We start from the raw sequence: 16,440 nt of genomic DNA, 5'->3' as shown, positions 1-16,440 counted from the left end.
GATCCCCATGCAGTGGAGACCTTTATTTATGCCAGTCGCCCCTAATTCGCTTCTTCAGGCTGCCCCTGCGGCCAAGCCTCAAGCGCCTGTCGCCACCCCGTCGGTAGCGGCTGCGGACCCACGGGACAAGGGCCCTGGCTTCGCTCAAGTGTTTGCCAGCCAGGGCTCGAAACCCACGGCGAAGGCCGACGACAACGCGGCCAGGCCCACGCGGGACAAGCCTGCCGATGCCAGCGCCAAGCCGTCATCCGGCAGCGACAAGCCTGCCGCCAGTACACCGGCGGTTGCCGATAGCGGCAATACCTTGCCTGCCAAGCCGCCGGCTGCGTCCGACGACAGCGCCGACACCGAGAGCGAAACGCCGGTCGACCCGACTCTGGTGCAACAGCCTGCGGTTGATCCGGTGGTCGACCCGGCCATGATTGCCGCCGTCACACCGGTGGTTGTGCCGGTTCCGGTGGAAACCCCGGCTCCGGTCGCAGCGGCCAAGGATGACAAGGCCCAACCGTTGGTGGCCGCGCCGATCGCCGCCACCGAAGAGGCCAAGCCGACCTTCGACCCGGAGGCCGACCCGCTGGATGCCATGCCGGTTGTGCGTCTGGCGATGGAGCAGGGCGGACATGTGTCAGCCAGCAGCCAGGCGCCGGCCAAAACCGCGCCGACCACCCTTCAGGATCAGCCGACGGCCGCGCAGAACTTCGCCGCCGGCATGGCCACGATGGTCGATCAGCAAGCCACCAAAGACAGTACCGACCAGGGCGGCGACAAGGCCTTCAGTGGCTTGATCGAAGACGGCCTCAAAGACCTGAAGAGCGCCAGCAGCGATACCCGCGTTGACGACTTCGCCAATCGTCTGGCGGCACTGACCCAGGCCGCCACGCCGAAAACCGCGAACGCCCTGCCGCCGGTGACCAATGCGCCACTGGCCATGCACCAGAGCGGTTGGACCGATGAAATCGTCAACCGCGTGATGTACCTGTCCAGCGCCAACCTCAAGTCGGCGGAGATCCAATTGCAGCCGGCTGAACTCGGACGCCTGGATATCAAGGTCAACATGACGGCCGACCAGCAGGCCCAGGTCAACTTCATGAGTGCCCATCCGGTGGTACGTGAAGCGCTGGAAAGCCAGTCCGGTCGCCTGCGAGAGATGTTCGCCCAGCAGGGGATGGGGCAGGTGGACGTCAATGTGTCCGACCAGTCCCGTGGGCAGGAGCAGCAGCAACAGCAGGCTCAGACCCGTGGCGTTGGCAGCGCTGGCGGGCGCGGCGCTGACAATGGCGACAGCGGCAACGCCATCGATGTGGCTGAAGCCGTGACGCCGGTGACCTCCACCGTGATCGGCTCCAGCGCCGTCGACTATTACGCCTGATTGCCGTGGTGAGCGGGCCCGCCCCGCACGGGGCTGTCCGGCAGCCCTCTCACCACAGCGAGCACCGCCCCACATTTGATGGGTGACGTGCCTTGCTCTGCGCTTACCAGACAACTCTGGCATAACACTTGCTCTTGCCTTTCCGTAGATCTATGAATCCCCGAATAGTGACGGATTATTGGCATGGCGAAGAGCGACGACGCAGCAAAAGCACCCGCACCCGCAGGCAAAGGTAAGCTCAAGCTTATTCTGTTGATAGTCGTGGGCTTGCTCCTGGCCATCGGCGCGTCGGTGGGCGGCACTTGGTACATCATGCACAGCAGTGCGAGCAAACCGGCACCTGCCGCCGAAACCGCCACCAACGCCAAGCAACCGGCGATCTTCGAACCGATGCTTCCGGCTTTTGTTGCCAACTTCAATCAGAACGGCCGTCAACGCTACCTGCAGGTGAGCATTACCTTGCTGGCGCGTAACCAGGCGGACCTGGACGCACTCAAGGTGCACATGCCGGTGATCCGCAACAACCTGGTGATGCTGTTCTCCGCCCAGAGCTTCGACACGCTGGCCACCCCGGTAGGCCAGGAAATGCTGCGCCAGAAGGTCACTGCCAGCGTGCAGGAAGTGGCTCAGAAGGAGCTTGGCAAAGTCGTGGTCGAGCAGGCGCTCTTCACTAACTTCGTATTGCAGTAGGATCACGACATGGCCGTGCAAGACCTGCTGTCCCAGGATGAAATCGACGCCCTGTTGCATGGTGTCGACGACGGTCTGGTACAGACCGAACTGGCTGCCGACCCCGGCAGCGTCAAAAGTTATGACCTGACCAGCCAGGATCGCATCGTCCGTGGACGCATGCCGACTCTGGAGATGATCAACGAGCGTTTCGCCCGTTATACCCGCATCAGCATGTTCAACATGCTGCGCCGCTCGGCGGACGTGGCGGTGGGCGGCGTGCAGGTGATGAAATTCGGCGAGTACGTGCATTCGCTGTACGTGCCCACCAGCCTCAACCTGGTCAAGATCAAGCCCCTGCGCGGCACCGCGTTGTTCATTCTTGACGCCAAATTGGTGTTCAAGCTGGTGGACAACTTCTTCGGCGGTGACGGGCGTCACGCCAAGATCGAAGGCCGTGAGTTCACCCCCACCGAGCTGCGGGTGGTGCGCATGGTGCTCGAGCAAGCCTTTATCGATTTGAAGGAAGCGTGGCAAGCGATCATGGAAGTCAGTTTCGAGTACATCAACTCGGAAGTGAACCCGGCCATGGCCAACATCGTCGGGCCCAGCGAAGCCATTGTGGTTTCCACGTTCCACATCGAACTCGATGGCGGCGGCGGCGACCTGCACGTGACGATGCCGTACTCGATGATCGAGCCGGTGCGTGAAATGCTCGACGCCGGCTTCCAGTCCGACCTGGACGACCAGGACGAACGCTGGGTCAAGGCCCTGCGCGAAGACCTGCTGGATGTCGATGTGCCGCTGAGTGCCACCGTGGCCCGCCGCCAACTGCGCCTGCGGGATATTTTGCACATGCAACCGGGGGACATCATCCCCGTCGAATTGCCGGAAGAAATGATCATGCGCGCCAACGGCGTGCCGTCATTCAAGGTCAAGCTGGGTTCCCACAAGGGCAACCTGGCGCTGCAGGTGGTGGAGTCGATCACTCGCCGTTGATGCCACCTGTTTGATACATCCCTATTTATGAATGTTTGCTCCGCCGAGGACATGTAATGGCTACCGAACACGAAAACACTTCTGCCGAAGACCAGGCCCTGGCTGACGAATGGGCGGCTGCCCTGGAAGAAACCGGCGAGGTTGGCCAGGACGATATCGACGCACTGCTGGCGGCGGATGCCGCCACCGCACCAGTGGGCAACCGCCTGCAAATGGAAGAGTTCGGCAGCGTGCCGAAGAACAACGACCCGGTGACCCTCGACGGGCCGAACCTGGACGTGATCCTCGATATCCCGGTGTCGATTTCCATGGAAGTGGGCAGCACCGACATCAACATCCGCAACCTGCTGCAACTCAACCAGGGCTCGGTGATCGAACTTGACCGCCTGGCCGGTGAGCCATTGGACGTGCTGGTCAACGGCACCCTGATTGCCCACGGTGAAGTGGTGGTGGTCAACGAAAAGTTCGGCATCCGCCTGACGGACGTGATCAGCCCAAGCGAACGCATCAAGAAGTTGCGCTGATATGAAACGGCTGATGGTGGGACTGTTGCTCGCGCTGCCATTGGACGCCTGGGCCGCCGAGCCGCTGGCCCAGGCCGTCGCCGCACCGGTCGGCAGTGGCCTTGGTGGTCAGCTGACGCAGTTGGTGTTGGGCCTGCTGCTGGTGGTGGGCTTGATCTTTGTGCTGGCCTGGCTGTTGCGCCGTGTGCAGCAGGTCGGTCCGGGCAATGCTCAGGTGATCGAGCTGATCGGCTCGCGTGCCCTCGGCCCGCGTGACCGGCTGGTGCTGGTGCAGGTGGGGGAGGAGCAGATCCTGCTCGGCCTGACGCCTGGCCGGATCACCCCGCTGCATGTGCTCAAAACGCCGGTGAACGTGGCCCAGACCGAGGCCGCCACGCCAGAATTCGCTCAGCGCCTGATGGAGTTGCTGGGCAAGGATCAGAAGGATAAGAAGTAATGCGCGTTTTATTGACGCTCATGCTGTTGCTGGCTGCGCCGTTGGCGATGGCCGCCGACCCGTTGTCGATCCCGGCCATTACGCTGGGTACCAATGCGGCCGGGGCCCAGGAATATTCGGTCAGCCTGCAGATCCTGCTGATCATGACGGCGCTGAGTTTTATCCCGGCGTTCGTCATGCTGATGACCAGTTTCACGCGGATCATCATTGTGTTCTCGATTCTGCGTCAGGCCCTGGGCCTTCAGCAGACCCCCTCGAACCAGATCCTCACCGGCATGGCCCTGTTCCTGACCATGTTCATCATGGCGCCGGTGTTCGACAAGGTGAACCAACAGGCCCTGCAGCCCTACCTGGCAGAAAAAATGACCGCCCAGGACGCGATCGACAAGGCCCAGGGCCCGATCAAGGATTTCATGCTGTCGCAGACCCGTTCCAGCGACCTGGAGCTGTTTGTGCGCCTGTCCAAGCGCACTGACATTGCCACCCCGGATCAGGCGCCGCTGACCATCCTGGTGCCGGCGTTCGTCACCTCGGAACTCAAGACCGCGTTCCAGATAGGGTTCATGATTTTCATCCCGTTCCTGATCATCGACCTGGTGGTGGCAAGCGTGCTGATGGCGATGGGCATGATGATGCTGTCGCCGCTGATCATCTCGTTGCCGTTCAAGATCATGCTGTTTGTGCTGGTGGACGGTTGGGCGCTGATTATCGGCACCCTGGCCGGCAGTTTCGGCGGGGTATAGGGCCATGACACCAGAAGTCGCCGTCGACCTGTTCCGTGAAGCGCTGTGGCTGACCACCGTGATGGTCGCCGTGCTGGTGGTGCCGAGCCTGTTGGTGGGCCTGTTGGTGGCGATGTTTCAGGCCGCGACCCAGATCAACGAACAGACCTTGAGCTTCCTTCCGCGTTTGCTGGTGATGCTGGTCACCCTGATCGTCGCCGGCCCGTGGCTGGTGCAAACCTTCATGGAATACATCCTGCAGTTGTACGGCAGTATTCCGCAGTTGATCGGCTGATCGGATGAACTCGCTGCTGGCCTTGACCGACACCCAGATCAGCACCTGGGTGGCGTCGTTTATCCTGCCCTTGTTTCGGGTCACGGCCATGCTGATGGCCATGCCTGTGTTCGGCACGACCCTGGTGCCGCGCCGCGTGCGCCTGTATTTCGCCGTGGCGATCACGGTGGTGCTGGTGCCGGGGTTGCCGCCGATGCCGCCGGTCAATGCGCTGGACCTGAGTGCCCTGATGTTGATTGCTGAACAGGTCCTCATCGGCGCCATGCTCGGCTTCTCCTTGCAACTGTTCTTCCAGGCTTTCGTGGTCGCCGGGCAGATTATCTCGGTGCAGATGGGCATGGGTTTTGCGTCCATGGTCGACCCCACCAACGGCGTGTCGGCCGCGGTGATCGGGCAGTTCCTGACCATGCTGGTGACCTTGCTGTTTCTGGCCATGAACGGTCACCTGGTGGCCTTCGAAGTGCTGACCGAAAGCTTCACCACGCTGCCGGTGGGCTCGGGGCTGGTGGTCAACCATTTCTGGGAAGTGGTCGGGCGTCTCGGTTGGGTGCTGGGGGCGTCGCTGCTGCTGGTGCTGCCGGCGATCACAGCGCTGCTGGTGGTCAATATCGCGTTCGGCGTGATGACCCGTGCGGCGCCGCAACTGAACATCTTTTCCATCGGTTTCCCATTGACCCTGGTGCTGGGCATGGGGATTTTCTGGGTCGGCCTGGCTGACATTCTCAATCAGTATCAACCGCTGGCGACGGACGCCTTGCAGTTCTTACGTGATCTGGCACGGGCGCGCTGAGCATGGCCGAGAGCGAGAGTGGTCAGGACAAAACAGAAGACCCCACGGAGAAACGTAAAAAGGACTCCAGGGAAAAGGGCGAGATTGCGCGCTCCAAAGAGCTCAATACCGTGGCGACCATGATGGCCGGCGCGGGCGCCTTGTTGATCTATGGCGGCGGCCTGGCGCTGGACCTGCTGGAGCTGATGAAGCACAACTTCAGCTTGCCCCGTGAGGTGTTGCTCAACCCCGACTCCATGGGGCAGTACCTGCTGCACTCGGGCAAAATCGCGCTCCTGGCGGTGCAGCCGATCCTCATCACCTTGCTGTTGGCGGCGCTGATCGGGCCGGTCGCTCTTGGCGGCTGGCTGTTCGCTGCCGGCAGCATGGCGCCCAAGTTCAGCCGCATGAATCCGGCGGCGGGGCTCAAGCGTATGTTTTCGGCCAAGGCCCTGGTGGAGCTGCTCAAGGCCCTGGCCAAATTCATCCTGATTCTGTTCGTGGCGCTGATGGTGTTGTCGTCCGACATCGACGACCTGCTGCGCATCGCCCACGAGCCGCTGGAGTCGGCGATCATCCACAGTGTGCAGGTGGTGGGCTGGAGCGCGCTGTGGATGGCGGCCGGGCTGATCATCATTGCGGCGGTGGATGCGCCGATCCAGTTGTGGGAAAGCCACAAGAAGCTGCTGATGACCAAGCAGGAAGTGCGCGATGAGCACAAGGATCAGGAAGGCCGACCTGAGGTCAAGCAACGCATTCGTCAACTGCAGCGGGAAATGTCCCAGCGCAAGATGATGGCGGCGGTGCCGGATGCTGACGTGGTCATCACCAACCCGACCCACTACGCCGTGGCCCTCAAATACGACCCGGAGAAGGGCGGCGCGCCCATGCTGCTGGCCAAGGGCAGCGACTTCACCGCATTGAAAATCCGCGAAATCGCCGTGGCCAACGACATTCTGCTGCTGGAGTCGCCGGAACTGGCGCGCTCGATCTTCTACTCCACCGACCTCGACCAGGAAATCCCCGCCGGGTTGTACCTGGCGGTGGCGCAGGTGCTGGCGTATGTCTATCAGATTCGCCAGTACCGTGCCGGCCAGGGCAAGCGCCCGGACCCGCTCAAAGACCTGCCGATCCCACCGGAACTGCGCCGCGATTCCTGACCCTCCCGGTGGCCTGCCGCCCCCCCCCCAAAAAAACCTGCCTCTTCGTGAATCCTGGCAGGCGGTGGTGATCTTGTTGGGGCCGCTTAGCAGCCCGGCGCAGGGCAAGCCTGCTCACCACAACAACCCTGCTTACAACAACACATTGCGCTCATCAGAGAGACCGTCGCTTGCCTCCCGTACCACCGGTCGCCAGTGTGTGTCTACCTGTCAACTCTGACAGTAGCCAACCCGGTTTCCAGACGGTTTGATAAGGCTTAAGCCTCACATCAGGCCGTTCGGAGATTGGCAATGGCAACAGGCACCGTGAAGTGGTTCAACAAGGAAAAAGGGTTTGGTTTCATCAGTCCTGACGATGGCACGGCCGATGTGTTCGTACACTTTTCGGGTATCAATTCAGGCAATTACAAAAGCCTGGAAGAGAATCAAAAGGTTGAGTACGTGCTGGTCGAGGGCCCCAAGGGGCAGCAGGCAACGGAAGTGACAACGCTAAAATAGTCTTCGACCCTCATCAGGGTGTTCCCACGCGCGGGGAACGATCAACCTTGTCGGAAAATCCTCCATAAAGCGGGTCTCCACACCTGGGGAATTGGCGCGCCTGTGAGGTTATCCAAGCCCAAAACCAAAGTTGGACAGTTTCTTGCAATACCGCCACCAGGACGCCTCCCGGCGTCAAAAGTTTGCTTCAAGGGAAACGAGGAATACCGGTGGTGGATCGCTCTCAAATGCTCGGCACGGCACGTACAACCCTGACTGACCTCTCGCGGGGCAATCTGGGTGTGCCGTTGTTGTTGCTGGTGATGTTGGCAATGATGATGTTGCCGATGCCGCCGTTCCTGCTGGATGTGTTCTTCACCTTCAACATCGCCCTGTCGGTGGTGGTGCTGCTGGTGTGCGTGTACGCCTTGCGGCCGCTGGATTTTGCGGTATTTCCCACGATTTTGCTGGTGGCGACCCTGTTGCGCCTGGCCTTGAACGTGGCCTCGACCCGTGTGGTGATGCTTCACGGTCAGGACGGCCACGCCGCCGCCGGTAAGGTGATCCAGGCCTTCGGTGAGGTGGTGATCGGCGGTAACTACGTGGTGGGTATCGTGGTGTTCGCGATCCTGATGATCATTAACTTCGTGGTGGTGACCAAGGGTGCCGGGCGGATTTCCGAGGTGAGCGCGCGGTTTACCCTCGACGCCATGCCCGGCAAACAGATGGCCATCGACGCCGACCTCAACGCCGGCCTGATCGACCAGAACCAGGCCAAGTCCCGTCGCCTGGAAGTGGCCCAGGAAGCCGAGTTCTACGGCTCCATGGACGGTGCCAGCAAATTTGTGCGCGGTGACGCCATCGCCGGCCTGCTGATTCTGTTCATCAACCTGATCGGTGGCGTGGCTGTGGGCATGTTCCAGCACGGCATGACCTTCGGCGATGCGGGCAAGGTGTACGCCTTGCTGACCATCGGTGACGGTTTAGTGGCGCAATTGCCATCACTGTTGTTATCCACAGCAGCAGCCATCATGGTAACCCGTGCTTCGGGCTCCGAAGACATGGGCAAGCAGATCAGCCGGCAGATGTTCGCCTCGCCCAAGGCTCTGGCCGTGGCGGCGGGCATCATGGCGATCATGGGGATCGTGCCGGGCATGCCCCATGTGTCGTTTCTGAGCATGGCGGCCTTGGCGGGCGGTGGTGCGTATCTGTTCTGGAAGAAACAGAACCAGGTCAAAGTCATCGCCCAGCAGGAAATCGCACGCCAGCAGGAATTGCTGCCATCCCCGGCGCGGGCCCAGGAAACCAAGGAGTTGGGCTGGGATGACGTCACTCCGATCGACATGATCGGCCTGGAAGTCGGCTACCGCCTGATTCCGCTGGTGGACCGCAACCAGGGCGGCCAATTGCTCGCGCGGATCAAGGGCGTGCGCAAGAAGTTATCCCAGGACCTGGGCTTTTTGATGCCCACCGTGCACATCCGCGACAACCTCGATCTGGCCCCGAGCGCCTATCGCCTGACCCTGATGGGCGTGATCCTGGCCGAAGCCGAGATCTACCCGGACCGCGAGTTGGCGATCAACCCCGGCCAGGTGTTCGGCAGCCTCAATGGCATTACCGCCAAAGATCCGGCTTTTGGCCTGGAGGCGGTATGGATCGAAATCAGCCAGCGCAGCCAGGCGCAGTCCCTGGGCTACACCGTGGTGGACGCCAGCACCGTGGTCGCCACTCACCTTAACCAGATCCTGTACAAGCACTCCCACGAGCTGATCGGCCACGAGGAAGTCCAGCAATTGATGGGCCTGCTGGGCAAAGCCTCGCCGAAACTGGCCGAAGAGCTGGTGCCTGGCGTGCTGTCGCTGTCGCAATTGCTCAAAGTGCTGCAGGCGCTGTTGGCCGAACAGGTGCCGGTGCGAGACATCCGCAGCATTGCCGAAGCCATCGCTAACAACGCCGCCAAGAGTCAAGATACTGCCGCGCTGGTGGCGGCGGTGCGGGTTGGATTGTCTCGCGCAATCGTGCAAAGCATTGTGGGGCTTGACTCCGAGCTGCCTGTGATCACCTTGGAGCCAAGGTTGGAACAGATATTGCTCAATAGTATTCAGAAGGCAGGACAAGGCCAGGAAGAGGGCGTTCTGCTGGAGCCAAGCATGGCTGAAAAACTGCAGCGTTCGTTGATCGACGCCGCACAGCGCCAGGAAATGCAGGGCCAACCGGTGATTCTGCTGGTGGCGGGCCCAGTCCGGGCGATGTTGTCGCGGTTTGGACGCCTGGCAGTACCGAATTTGCACGTTTTGGCTTATCAGGAAATTCCTGACAACAAGCAAGTGACTATCGTCGCGACAGTAGGGCCCAACGGCTGAGGGTAGTGGGATATGCAAGTGAAGCGTTTTTTCGCCGCCGATATGCGTCAGGCCATGAAACTGGTCCGTGATGAGCTGGGCGCCGACGCCGCGATTATCGGTAACCGTCGTATTGCCGGCGGTGTCGAGCTGACGGCTGCCCTGGATTACACGCCCCAGGCCCTGGCGCCACGTGTGCCGAACATGGAACTTGAAGACGAGCTGCGCAAGACCGCGTCGCGCATCGTCTCGGCCCAGGCTGAACTGAGCATGCGTGGCGACAGCGATGCCACCACCAATCGCCAGTTGTTCGCCGGCCTGCCATTGACCGCCGCCGAGCCACTGGTAGAGCCCACCTTCATCGAACCGCCGCGTCCTGCAGCGCCAGCCCCGGCCGCCGCAGTCGACCAGCGCGTGTTCGACTCGATGCGCTTTGAACTCAATGGCCTGCGCGAACTGCTGGAAGTCCAGCTCGGTTCGTTGGCCTGGACGCAGTTGCAAGGCAGCAAGCCGCAGCAGGCCAACCTGTGGCGCCGCCTGCAACGCATCGGCCTGTCCGGCCCGTTGTCCCGCGACCTGCTGGCCCTGACCACCGAAATCGAAGAGCCTCGCCAGGCCTGGCGCATGTTGCTGGCCCATCTGGCGCGGATGATCGCCACCCCGGAAGTCGAACCCCTGGAAGAGGGCGGTGTGATCGCCATGGTCGGCCCTGCCGGCATGGGCAAGACCACCACCCTGGCCAAGCTGGCCGCCCGTTATGTGCTCAAATACGGCGCCCATAACATTGCGTTGGTGAGCATGGACAGCTACCGCATCGGTGCCCAGGAGCAGCTCAAGACCCTGGGGCGCATCCTCAATGTGCCGGTGACCCACGTCGACCCGGGCCAATCCCTGGCCAACGCCCTCGATCCGCTGTTGCGCAAGCGCGTGGTGTTGATCGATACCGCGGGCCTGCAAGCCAGCGATCCGGCGTTGCGCATGCAGCTGGAAAGCCTGGCCGGGCGTGGCATCAAGTCGAAAAATTACCTGGTGCTTGCAACCACCAGCCAGAAACAGGTTCTTACCGCTGCTTATCACAGCTACAAGCGCTGCGGCCTGGCCGGTTGCATCCTGACTAAACTGGATGAAACCGCCAGCCTGGGCGAAGTGTTGAGCCTGGCGATCAGCCATGAACTGCCGGTTGCCTACCTGACCGATGGACCGCGGATTCCGGATGACCTGCATCTGCCGCGCCGTCATCAGTTGGTCAGCCGCGCAGTGAGCGTGCAAATGCAAGAAGAGCCTAGCGAGGAAGCGATGGCCGATATGTTCGCCGACCTCTACCACAACCCCGCCAAACGGGTCGGTTGAAGTCAGGATGAACACCGTGAAATGTACCTACATTGATGGTCTGCAAGCGATTCAAGCGGCCAAGCCATGTAGCCTGCGTCTAAGCAAGACAAGGTAAAGAAATAAAATGGGCAGCATGCATCCCGTACAGGTGATCGCGGTGACCGGCGGCAAAGGTGGCGTCGGGAAAACTAACGTGTCAGTGAATTTGTCCCTGGCCCTGGCAGAGCTTGGCCGTCGCGTCATGCTGCTGGATGCTGACCTGGGGCTGGCGAACGTCGACGTTCTGCTGGGGCTGACGCCCAAACACACCCTTGCCGATGTGATCGAGGGGCGCTGTGAACTGCGCGATGTGCTGCTGCAGGGCCCTGGCGGTATCCGCATCGTGCCGGCCGCGTCCGGCACCCAGAGCATGGTGCACCTGAGCCCGGCGCAGCATGCCGGTCTGATTCAGGCCTTCAGTGATATCGGCGACAACCTCGACGTGCTGGTGATCGACACCGCCGCCGGGATCGGCGAGTCCGTGGTCAGCTTCGTGCGCGCGGCGCAGGAAGTGCTACTGGTGGTCTGCGATGAGCCCACCTCGATCACCGACGCCTACGCCCTGATCAAACTGCTTAACCGTGACTACGGCATGAACCGCTTCCGCGTGCTGGCCAACATGGCCCAGAGCCCGCAGGAAGGGCGCAACCTGTTCGCCAAGTTGACCAAGGTCACGGACCGCTTTCTCGATGTCGCCCTACAATACGTTGGTGCAGTGCCCTACGACGAGTGTGTGCGCAAGGCTGTGCAAAAGCAGCGTGCAGTCTACGAAGCGTTCCCTCGTTCCAAGTGCGCATTGGCGTTCAAGGCTATTGCTCAGAAGGTCGATACCTGGCCGTTGCCCGCCAACCCACGGGGGCATCTGGAGTTTTTCGTCGAGCGATTGGTACATCAGACGAGCGCAGGACCCGTGCTATGACAGCGAACGGCTATAACGCCTACAAGAAGTCTGCCCGTGACAGTCAGGGTGAGTTGATCGAGCGTTATGCGCCACTGGTCAAACGCATCGCTTATCACCTGCTGGCACGCCTGCCCGCCAGCGTCCAGGTCGAAGACCTGATCCAGGCCGGCATGATCGGTCTGCTCGAAGTGTCGACCAAATACGACGCGAGCAAGGGTGCGAGTTTCGAGACGTATGCGGGCATCCGTATCCGTGGCGCCATGCTCGATGAAGTGCGCAAGGGTGACTGGGCGCCCCGTTCGGTGCACCGCAATACACGTATGGTCAGTGACGCAATTCGCGCAATTGAAGCAAAAACCGGTCGCGACGCTAAAGATCACGAAGTTGCGGCCGAACTCCAATTGAGTCTCGACGATTATTACGGGATTTTGAACGATACCTTGGGCAGCCGCCTGTTCAGTTTCGACGACCTGTTGCAGGACGGCGAACACGAAGGGTTGCACGAGGACGGCGCGAGTACTCACATGGAGCCGGCGCGCGACCTGGAGGATGAACGCTTCCAGGGGGCGTTGGCTGACGCGATTGCCAATTTGCCTGAGCGTGAGCGACTGGTATTGGCGCTGTACTACGACGAAGAGCTGAACCTCAAGGAAATCGGTGAGGTCCTGGGGGTCAGCGAATCGCGGGTCAGCCAGTTACACAGCCAGTGCGCCGCCCGCTTGCGGGGGCGTTTGGGAGAGTGGCGAGCGCGCTGACAGGCAGTGTGGGGACACTGCAAAGCGATACCGCGACGGTGATTGACCGTCGCGGGTTCGGCTCGTGGTGCCCCCGGCAGTCCTTTTTGTGTAATGCCTGTTGATTGAAATGGCGCGTCCAGGTGCTGGGCGCGTTTAAGACTGCTTGGAGGTCGAATTGGACAAGAACATGAAAATCCTCATCGTTGATGACTTCTCAACGATGCGGCGGATCATAAAAAACCTGTTGCGTGACCTTGGGTTCACAAACACGGTCGAGGCGGATGACGGCCTTACGGCGATTCCGATCCTCAACAGCGGGAGCATCGACTTTCTGGTAACCGACTGGAACATGCCGGGCATGACTGGCATCGACCTGCTGCGCCACGTGCGCGCCGACGAGAAACTTCGCAGCCTGCCTGTGTTGATGGTCACCGCCGAAGCCAAGCGTGAGCAGATCATCGAAGCCGCCCAAGCCGGGGTTAACGGTTACGTGGTCAAGCCATTCACTGCATTGGCCTTGAAAGAGAAGATCGAAAAAATCTTCGAACGCATCCACGGCTAATGCCATCGCGGGGGAGCTATGGAGCATAAAGAAACGACACTGGGAGACTTTGAGTCAACCCTGAAAAAGCATGCTCACCAGTTGGTCGACAGCCTTGAAAAAGGCCATTTCGGCGACGCGGTGCAGTTGATCCATGAGCTCAACCAGACCCGTGACCGCGGCCTGTACCAGGAAGTGGGCAAGCTCACACGCGAGCTGCACAGTGCAATTGTCAATTTTCAGATTGACCCGCACATGCCCCAGGCCGAAGAAATCTCGCAGATTACGGATGCCACCGAACGCCTGTCCTATGTGGTCAGGCTGACTGAGGCGGCGGCCAACCGCACCATGGACCTGGTGGAAAACGCCACGCCCCTGGTCAACGGCATGGCCACTGAAGCCCAGGCCCTGAGCAACGACTGGGGCCGCTTCATGCGCCGGGAAGTGGGAGCTGAAGAGTTTCGTGAGCTGGCACGTCGGGTTGAAGGGTTTTTGTCGCGCAGCGAGCAGGACAACCGCACGGTGTCCAGCAACCTCAACGATATTTTGCTGGCCCAGGATTACCAGGACCTCACCGGTCAGGTGATCAAGCGTGTGACTCAACTGGTCACCGAAGTGGAGAGCAACCTGCTCAAACTGGTGCTTATGGCAGGCCAGGTTGACCGTTTTGCCGGCATCGAACATGACCGCGAAGCGATCCTCTCGGAAAAAGATCCACAAAAACATCTCGCCAAGGGTGAAGGTCCGCAGATTCATGCCGATAAACGTGAAGACGTTGTGTCAGGTCAGGATGACGTAGATGACCTGTTATCCAGTTTAGGCTTCTAAGGAGCACCCACATGAGCTTCGGCGCCGATGAAGAGATCCTTCAGGATTTCCTTGTAGAGGCCGGCGAAATTTTAGAGCAACTGTCCGAACAACTGGTCGAGCTGGAAAGCCGTCCGGATGATGCGAACCTGCTCAATGCAATTTTTCGCGGTTTTCACACTGTAAAAGGGGGCGCCGGCTTCCTCCAGCTCCATGAGCTGGTGGAGTGCTGCCACATCGCCGAGAACGTGTTCGACATCCTGCGCAAGGGTGAGCGTCACGTTGATTCGGAGTTGATGGACGTGATTCTCGAAGCACTGGATGCGGTTAACGGCATGTTCAGCGAGGTGCGTGAACGTGCCCCGATCACCGCGGCAACGCCGGAACTGCTCGCGGCCCTGGCACGCTACGCAGAGCCTGCGGACACCACGGCAGCGCCGGTGGTTGAAGCGGCGCCTGAGCCGGTGGCCGAGCATGAAGCGGACGTCACGGACAGCGAGTTCGAGCAGCTGCTCAACTCCCTCAGCGCCGTCAAGGCCGAAGCCGAAGCGCCGGCCGCCGTAGCCTCGCCAGCGGAGCCGACCAGCGAAGACATCACCGACGCAGAGTTCGAGTCGCTGCTCGACCAATTGCACGGCAAAGGCCAGTTCGCCGCCGATGCGGTGGCGCCGGTTGCAACTGCGCCGGCCGGTGAGCAGGCGCCTGCCGCGCCTGTCAGCACTGACATTACCGATGACGAATTCGAAGCGTTGCTCGACCAACTGCATGGCAAAGGCACGTTTGCTGCCGACGCCCTGCCGGCAGTCGCGGCCACCGCTACCGCCGCAGCGCCTGCCGCCAGTGCAGCGCCTGCCGGTGATGGGCTGATCACCGATCACGAATTCGAAGCCCTGCTGGACGATTTGCACGGCAAGGGCAAGTTCAGCGAGGTGCCTTCGACCGGCGCCGTCGCCACAGCAGCCCCGGCTGCCGCTAAAGCGGCTGCCCCGGCCAAAGCCGCTGCGCCTGCCGCCGCCAAACCTGCGGCTGCCCCGGCAGCAGCGCCGGCGCCAGCGCGTGCCGCCGCAGCCGCTGCACCGGCTGCGGACAAACCGGCCAGTGAAGCCGAAACCACCGTGCGGGTCGATACCGCGCGTCTGGACGACATCATGAACATGGTCGGCGAACTGGTACTGGTGCGTAACCGCCTGGTGCGCCTGGGCTTGAGCAGTGGCGATGAAGCCATGCAAAAGGCCGTGTCGAACCTCGACGTGGTCACTGCCGACCTGCAAACCGCGGTGATGAAAACGCGGATGCAGCCGATCAAGAAAGTCTTCGGCCGCTTCCCGCGTCTGGTTCGTGACCTGGCGCGTCAACTGAAGAAAGAGATCAACCTGGAACTGGTGGGTGAAGAAACCGACCTCGACAAAAACCTTGTCGAGGCCCTGGCCGACCCGCTGGTCCACTTGGTGCGCAACGCCGTCGACCACGGCGTGGAAACCCCGGAAGAACGCGAAGCCTCGGGCAAGTCCCGCGGCGGCAAAGTGATTCTGGCGGCGGAGCAGGAGGGCGACCACATCCTGCTGTCGATCACCGATGACGGCAAAGGCATGGACCCGGCCATTCTGCGCAATATCGCGGTCAAGCGTGGCGTGATGGACAAGGACGCTGCCGATCGCCTGACCGACACCGAGTGCTACAACCTGATCTTCGCCCCTGGCTTCTCGACCAAGACCGAGATCTCCGACGTGTCGGGCCGTGGCGTGGGCATGGACGTGGTGAAGACCAAGATCAGCCAGCTCAACGGCTCGATCAATATCTACTCGACCAAGGGCCAGGGCTCGAAGATCGTGATCAAGGTGCCTTTGACCTTGGCGATCATGCCGACCCTGATGGTGATGCTGGGCAACCAGGCCTTCGCCTTCCCACTGGTCAACGTCAACGAAATTTTCCACCTCGACCTGTCGCGCACCAACGTGGTGGACGGCCAGGAAGTGGTGATCGTACGCGACAAGGCATTGCCCCTGTTCTACCTCAAGCGCTGGCTGGTTGCATCGGCCGCCCATGAGGAGCAGCACGAAGGCCATGTGGTGATTCTCTCGGTGGGCACCCAGCGTATCGGCTTTGTCGTCGATCAACTGGTGGGTCAGGAAGAAGTGGTCATCAAGCCTTTGGGCAAAATGCTGCAGGGAACCCCGGGCATGTCGGGTGCGACCATCACCGGTGACGGTCGGATCGCGCTGATTCTCGATGTTCCGAGCATGCTCAAGCGTTACGCCGCTCGGCGTATTTGATTCTGGTGGGGCAGGGCGGTAAAGCCTGCCCCACCTAACGGAGTGTTT

The 16,440-nt window shown here is 61.2% G+C and carries 17 protein-coding genes; all 17 read left to right on the top strand.

Features of this window, described 5'->3' with window-relative positions; genetic code table 11:
• Positions 1 to 28: 28 nt before the first annotated feature.
• The 17 genes from KZX66_RS07155 to KZX66_RS07075 all read left to right on the top strand — a co-directional run bounded on the left by KZX66_RS07155 (position 29) and on the right by KZX66_RS07075 (position 16,392).
• Positions 29 to 1,369, top strand: a complete 1,341-nt coding sequence (locus KZX66_RS07155) for a flagellar hook-length control protein FliK (RefSeq protein WP_248077898.1) — start codon at positions 29 to 31, stop codon at positions 1,367 to 1,369.
• Between the two features lie 183 nt (positions 1,370 to 1,552).
• Complete coding sequence (fliL, locus tag KZX66_RS07150; RefSeq protein ID WP_248077897.1) at positions 1,553 to 2,059, top strand: flagellar basal body-associated protein FliL; 507 nt, start codon at positions 1,553 to 1,555, stop codon at positions 2,057 to 2,059.
• 9 nt (positions 2,060 to 2,068) lie between these two features.
• Positions 2,069 to 3,037: a flagellar motor switch protein FliM gene (fliM, locus tag KZX66_RS07145; protein ID WP_248077896.1), complete on the top strand. Its 969-nt coding sequence runs from the start codon at positions 2,069 to 2,071 to the stop codon at positions 3,035 to 3,037.
• A gap of 56 nt (positions 3,038 to 3,093) precedes the next feature.
• Positions 3,094 to 3,561 (top strand): flagellar motor switch protein FliN, encoded by a 468-nt coding sequence (gene fliN / locus KZX66_RS07140; protein WP_248077895.1) that lies wholly within the window; start codon positions 3,094 to 3,096, stop codon positions 3,559 to 3,561.
• Position 3,562: 1 nt separating this feature from the next.
• Positions 3,563 to 3,997 carry a flagellar biosynthetic protein FliO gene (gene fliO, locus KZX66_RS07135; protein ID WP_248077894.1) on the top strand — a complete coding sequence of 145 codons (435 nt, stop codon included), beginning with the start codon at positions 3,563 to 3,565 and terminating at the stop codon, positions 3,995 to 3,997.
• Complete coding sequence (fliP, locus tag KZX66_RS07130) at positions 3,997 to 4,740, top strand: flagellar type III secretion system pore protein FliP (RefSeq protein ID WP_248077893.1); 744 nt, start codon at positions 3,997 to 3,999, stop codon at positions 4,738 to 4,740. Before fliO ends, fliP begins: the two co-directional genes overlap by 1 nt.
• A gap of 4 nt (positions 4,741 to 4,744) precedes the next feature.
• A complete protein-coding gene (gene fliQ / locus KZX66_RS07125) occupies positions 4,745 to 5,014 on the top strand; it encodes a flagellar biosynthesis protein FliQ (protein ID WP_010208761.1) in 270 nt (89 codons plus the stop codon).
• A gap of 4 nt (positions 5,015 to 5,018) precedes the next feature.
• A complete protein-coding gene (gene fliR, locus KZX66_RS07120; protein WP_248077892.1) occupies positions 5,019 to 5,804 on the top strand; it encodes a flagellar biosynthetic protein FliR in 786 nt (261 codons plus the stop codon).
• A 2-nt stretch (positions 5,805 to 5,806) separates the two neighbouring features.
• Positions 5,807 to 6,943 (top strand): flagellar biosynthesis protein FlhB, encoded by a 1,137-nt coding sequence (flhB, locus tag KZX66_RS07115; RefSeq protein ID WP_248077890.1) that lies wholly within the window; start codon positions 5,807 to 5,809, stop codon positions 6,941 to 6,943.
• A 291-nt stretch (positions 6,944 to 7,234) separates the two neighbouring features.
• A complete protein-coding gene (locus KZX66_RS07110) occupies positions 7,235 to 7,441 on the top strand; it encodes a cold-shock protein (RefSeq protein ID WP_248077888.1) in 207 nt (68 codons plus the stop codon).
• A 212-nt stretch (positions 7,442 to 7,653) separates the two neighbouring features.
• Positions 7,654 to 9,783: a flagellar biosynthesis protein FlhA gene (gene flhA, locus KZX66_RS07105; protein WP_248077886.1), complete on the top strand. Its 2,130-nt coding sequence runs from the start codon at positions 7,654 to 7,656 to the stop codon at positions 9,781 to 9,783.
• 12 nt (positions 9,784 to 9,795) lie between these two features.
• The gene (flhF, locus tag KZX66_RS07100) at positions 9,796 to 11,112 is read left to right on the top strand and encodes a flagellar biosynthesis protein FlhF (protein WP_248077884.1); all 1,317 of its coding nucleotides are present in this window, start codon (positions 9,796 to 9,798) and stop codon (positions 11,110 to 11,112) included.
• Between the two features lie 106 nt (positions 11,113 to 11,218).
• Complete coding sequence (fleN, locus tag KZX66_RS07095) at positions 11,219 to 12,052, top strand: flagellar synthesis regulator FleN (protein WP_003192912.1); 834 nt, start codon at positions 11,219 to 11,221, stop codon at positions 12,050 to 12,052.
• Positions 12,049 to 12,789: an RNA polymerase sigma factor FliA gene (fliA, locus tag KZX66_RS07090; protein WP_248077882.1), complete on the top strand. Its 741-nt coding sequence runs from the start codon at positions 12,049 to 12,051 to the stop codon at positions 12,787 to 12,789. The genes fleN and fliA overlap by 4 nt, the downstream gene beginning before the upstream one ends.
• A gap of 169 nt (positions 12,790 to 12,958) precedes the next feature.
• A complete protein-coding gene (locus KZX66_RS07085; RefSeq protein ID WP_003192908.1) occupies positions 12,959 to 13,333 on the top strand; it encodes a chemotaxis response regulator CheY in 375 nt (124 codons plus the stop codon).
• A gap of 18 nt (positions 13,334 to 13,351) precedes the next feature.
• Positions 13,352 to 14,140, top strand: coding sequence for a protein phosphatase CheZ (locus tag KZX66_RS07080; RefSeq protein WP_248077880.1), 789 nt, complete (start codon positions 13,352 to 13,354; stop codon positions 14,138 to 14,140).
• An 11-nt stretch (positions 14,141 to 14,151) separates the two neighbouring features.
• A complete protein-coding gene (locus KZX66_RS07075; RefSeq protein WP_248077878.1) occupies positions 14,152 to 16,392 on the top strand; it encodes a chemotaxis protein CheA in 2,241 nt (746 codons plus the stop codon).
• The last annotated feature ends 48 nt before the right edge of the window (positions 16,393 to 16,440 follow it).

This window comes from Pseudomonas sp. EYE_354 (assembly GCF_023148575.1).
Classification (GTDB): Bacteria; Pseudomonadota; Gammaproteobacteria; order Pseudomonadales; family Pseudomonadaceae; genus Aquipseudomonas.
The sequence above is the reverse complement of the archived record's forward strand: the minus strand, read 5'-3'. Positions and strand labels throughout refer to the sequence as shown.

Coding starts and splice junctions, on each gene's coding strand:
- KZX66_RS07155 (WP_248077898.1), top strand. CDS start 29: ATGCCAGTCGCCCCTAATTCGCTTCTTCAGGCTGCCCCTGCGGCCAAG.
- fliL (WP_248077897.1), top strand. CDS start 1,553: ATGGCGAAGAGCGACGACGCAGCAAAAGCACCCGCACCCGCAGGCAAA.
- fliM (WP_248077896.1), top strand. CDS start 2,069: ATGGCCGTGCAAGACCTGCTGTCCCAGGATGAAATCGACGCCCTGTTG.
- fliN (WP_248077895.1), top strand. CDS start 3,094: ATGGCTACCGAACACGAAAACACTTCTGCCGAAGACCAGGCCCTGGCT.
- fliO (WP_248077894.1), top strand. CDS start 3,563: ATGAAACGGCTGATGGTGGGACTGTTGCTCGCGCTGCCATTGGACGCC.
- fliP (WP_248077893.1), top strand. CDS start 3,997: ATGCGCGTTTTATTGACGCTCATGCTGTTGCTGGCTGCGCCGTTGGCG.
- fliQ (WP_010208761.1), top strand. CDS start 4,745: ATGACACCAGAAGTCGCCGTCGACCTGTTCCGTGAAGCGCTGTGGCTG.
- fliR (WP_248077892.1), top strand. CDS start 5,019: ATGAACTCGCTGCTGGCCTTGACCGACACCCAGATCAGCACCTGGGTG.
- flhB (WP_248077890.1), top strand. CDS start 5,807: ATGGCCGAGAGCGAGAGTGGTCAGGACAAAACAGAAGACCCCACGGAG.
- KZX66_RS07110 (WP_248077888.1), top strand. CDS start 7,235: ATGGCAACAGGCACCGTGAAGTGGTTCAACAAGGAAAAAGGGTTTGGT.
- flhF (WP_248077884.1), top strand. CDS start 9,796: ATGCAAGTGAAGCGTTTTTTCGCCGCCGATATGCGTCAGGCCATGAAA.
- fleN (WP_003192912.1), top strand. CDS start 11,219: ATGGGCAGCATGCATCCCGTACAGGTGATCGCGGTGACCGGCGGCAAA.
- fliA (WP_248077882.1), top strand. CDS start 12,049: ATGACAGCGAACGGCTATAACGCCTACAAGAAGTCTGCCCGTGACAGT.
- KZX66_RS07085 (WP_003192908.1), top strand. CDS start 12,959: ATGAAAATCCTCATCGTTGATGACTTCTCAACGATGCGGCGGATCATA.
- KZX66_RS07080 (WP_248077880.1), top strand. CDS start 13,352: ATGGAGCATAAAGAAACGACACTGGGAGACTTTGAGTCAACCCTGAAA.
- KZX66_RS07075 (WP_248077878.1), top strand. CDS start 14,152: ATGAGCTTCGGCGCCGATGAAGAGATCCTTCAGGATTTCCTTGTAGAG.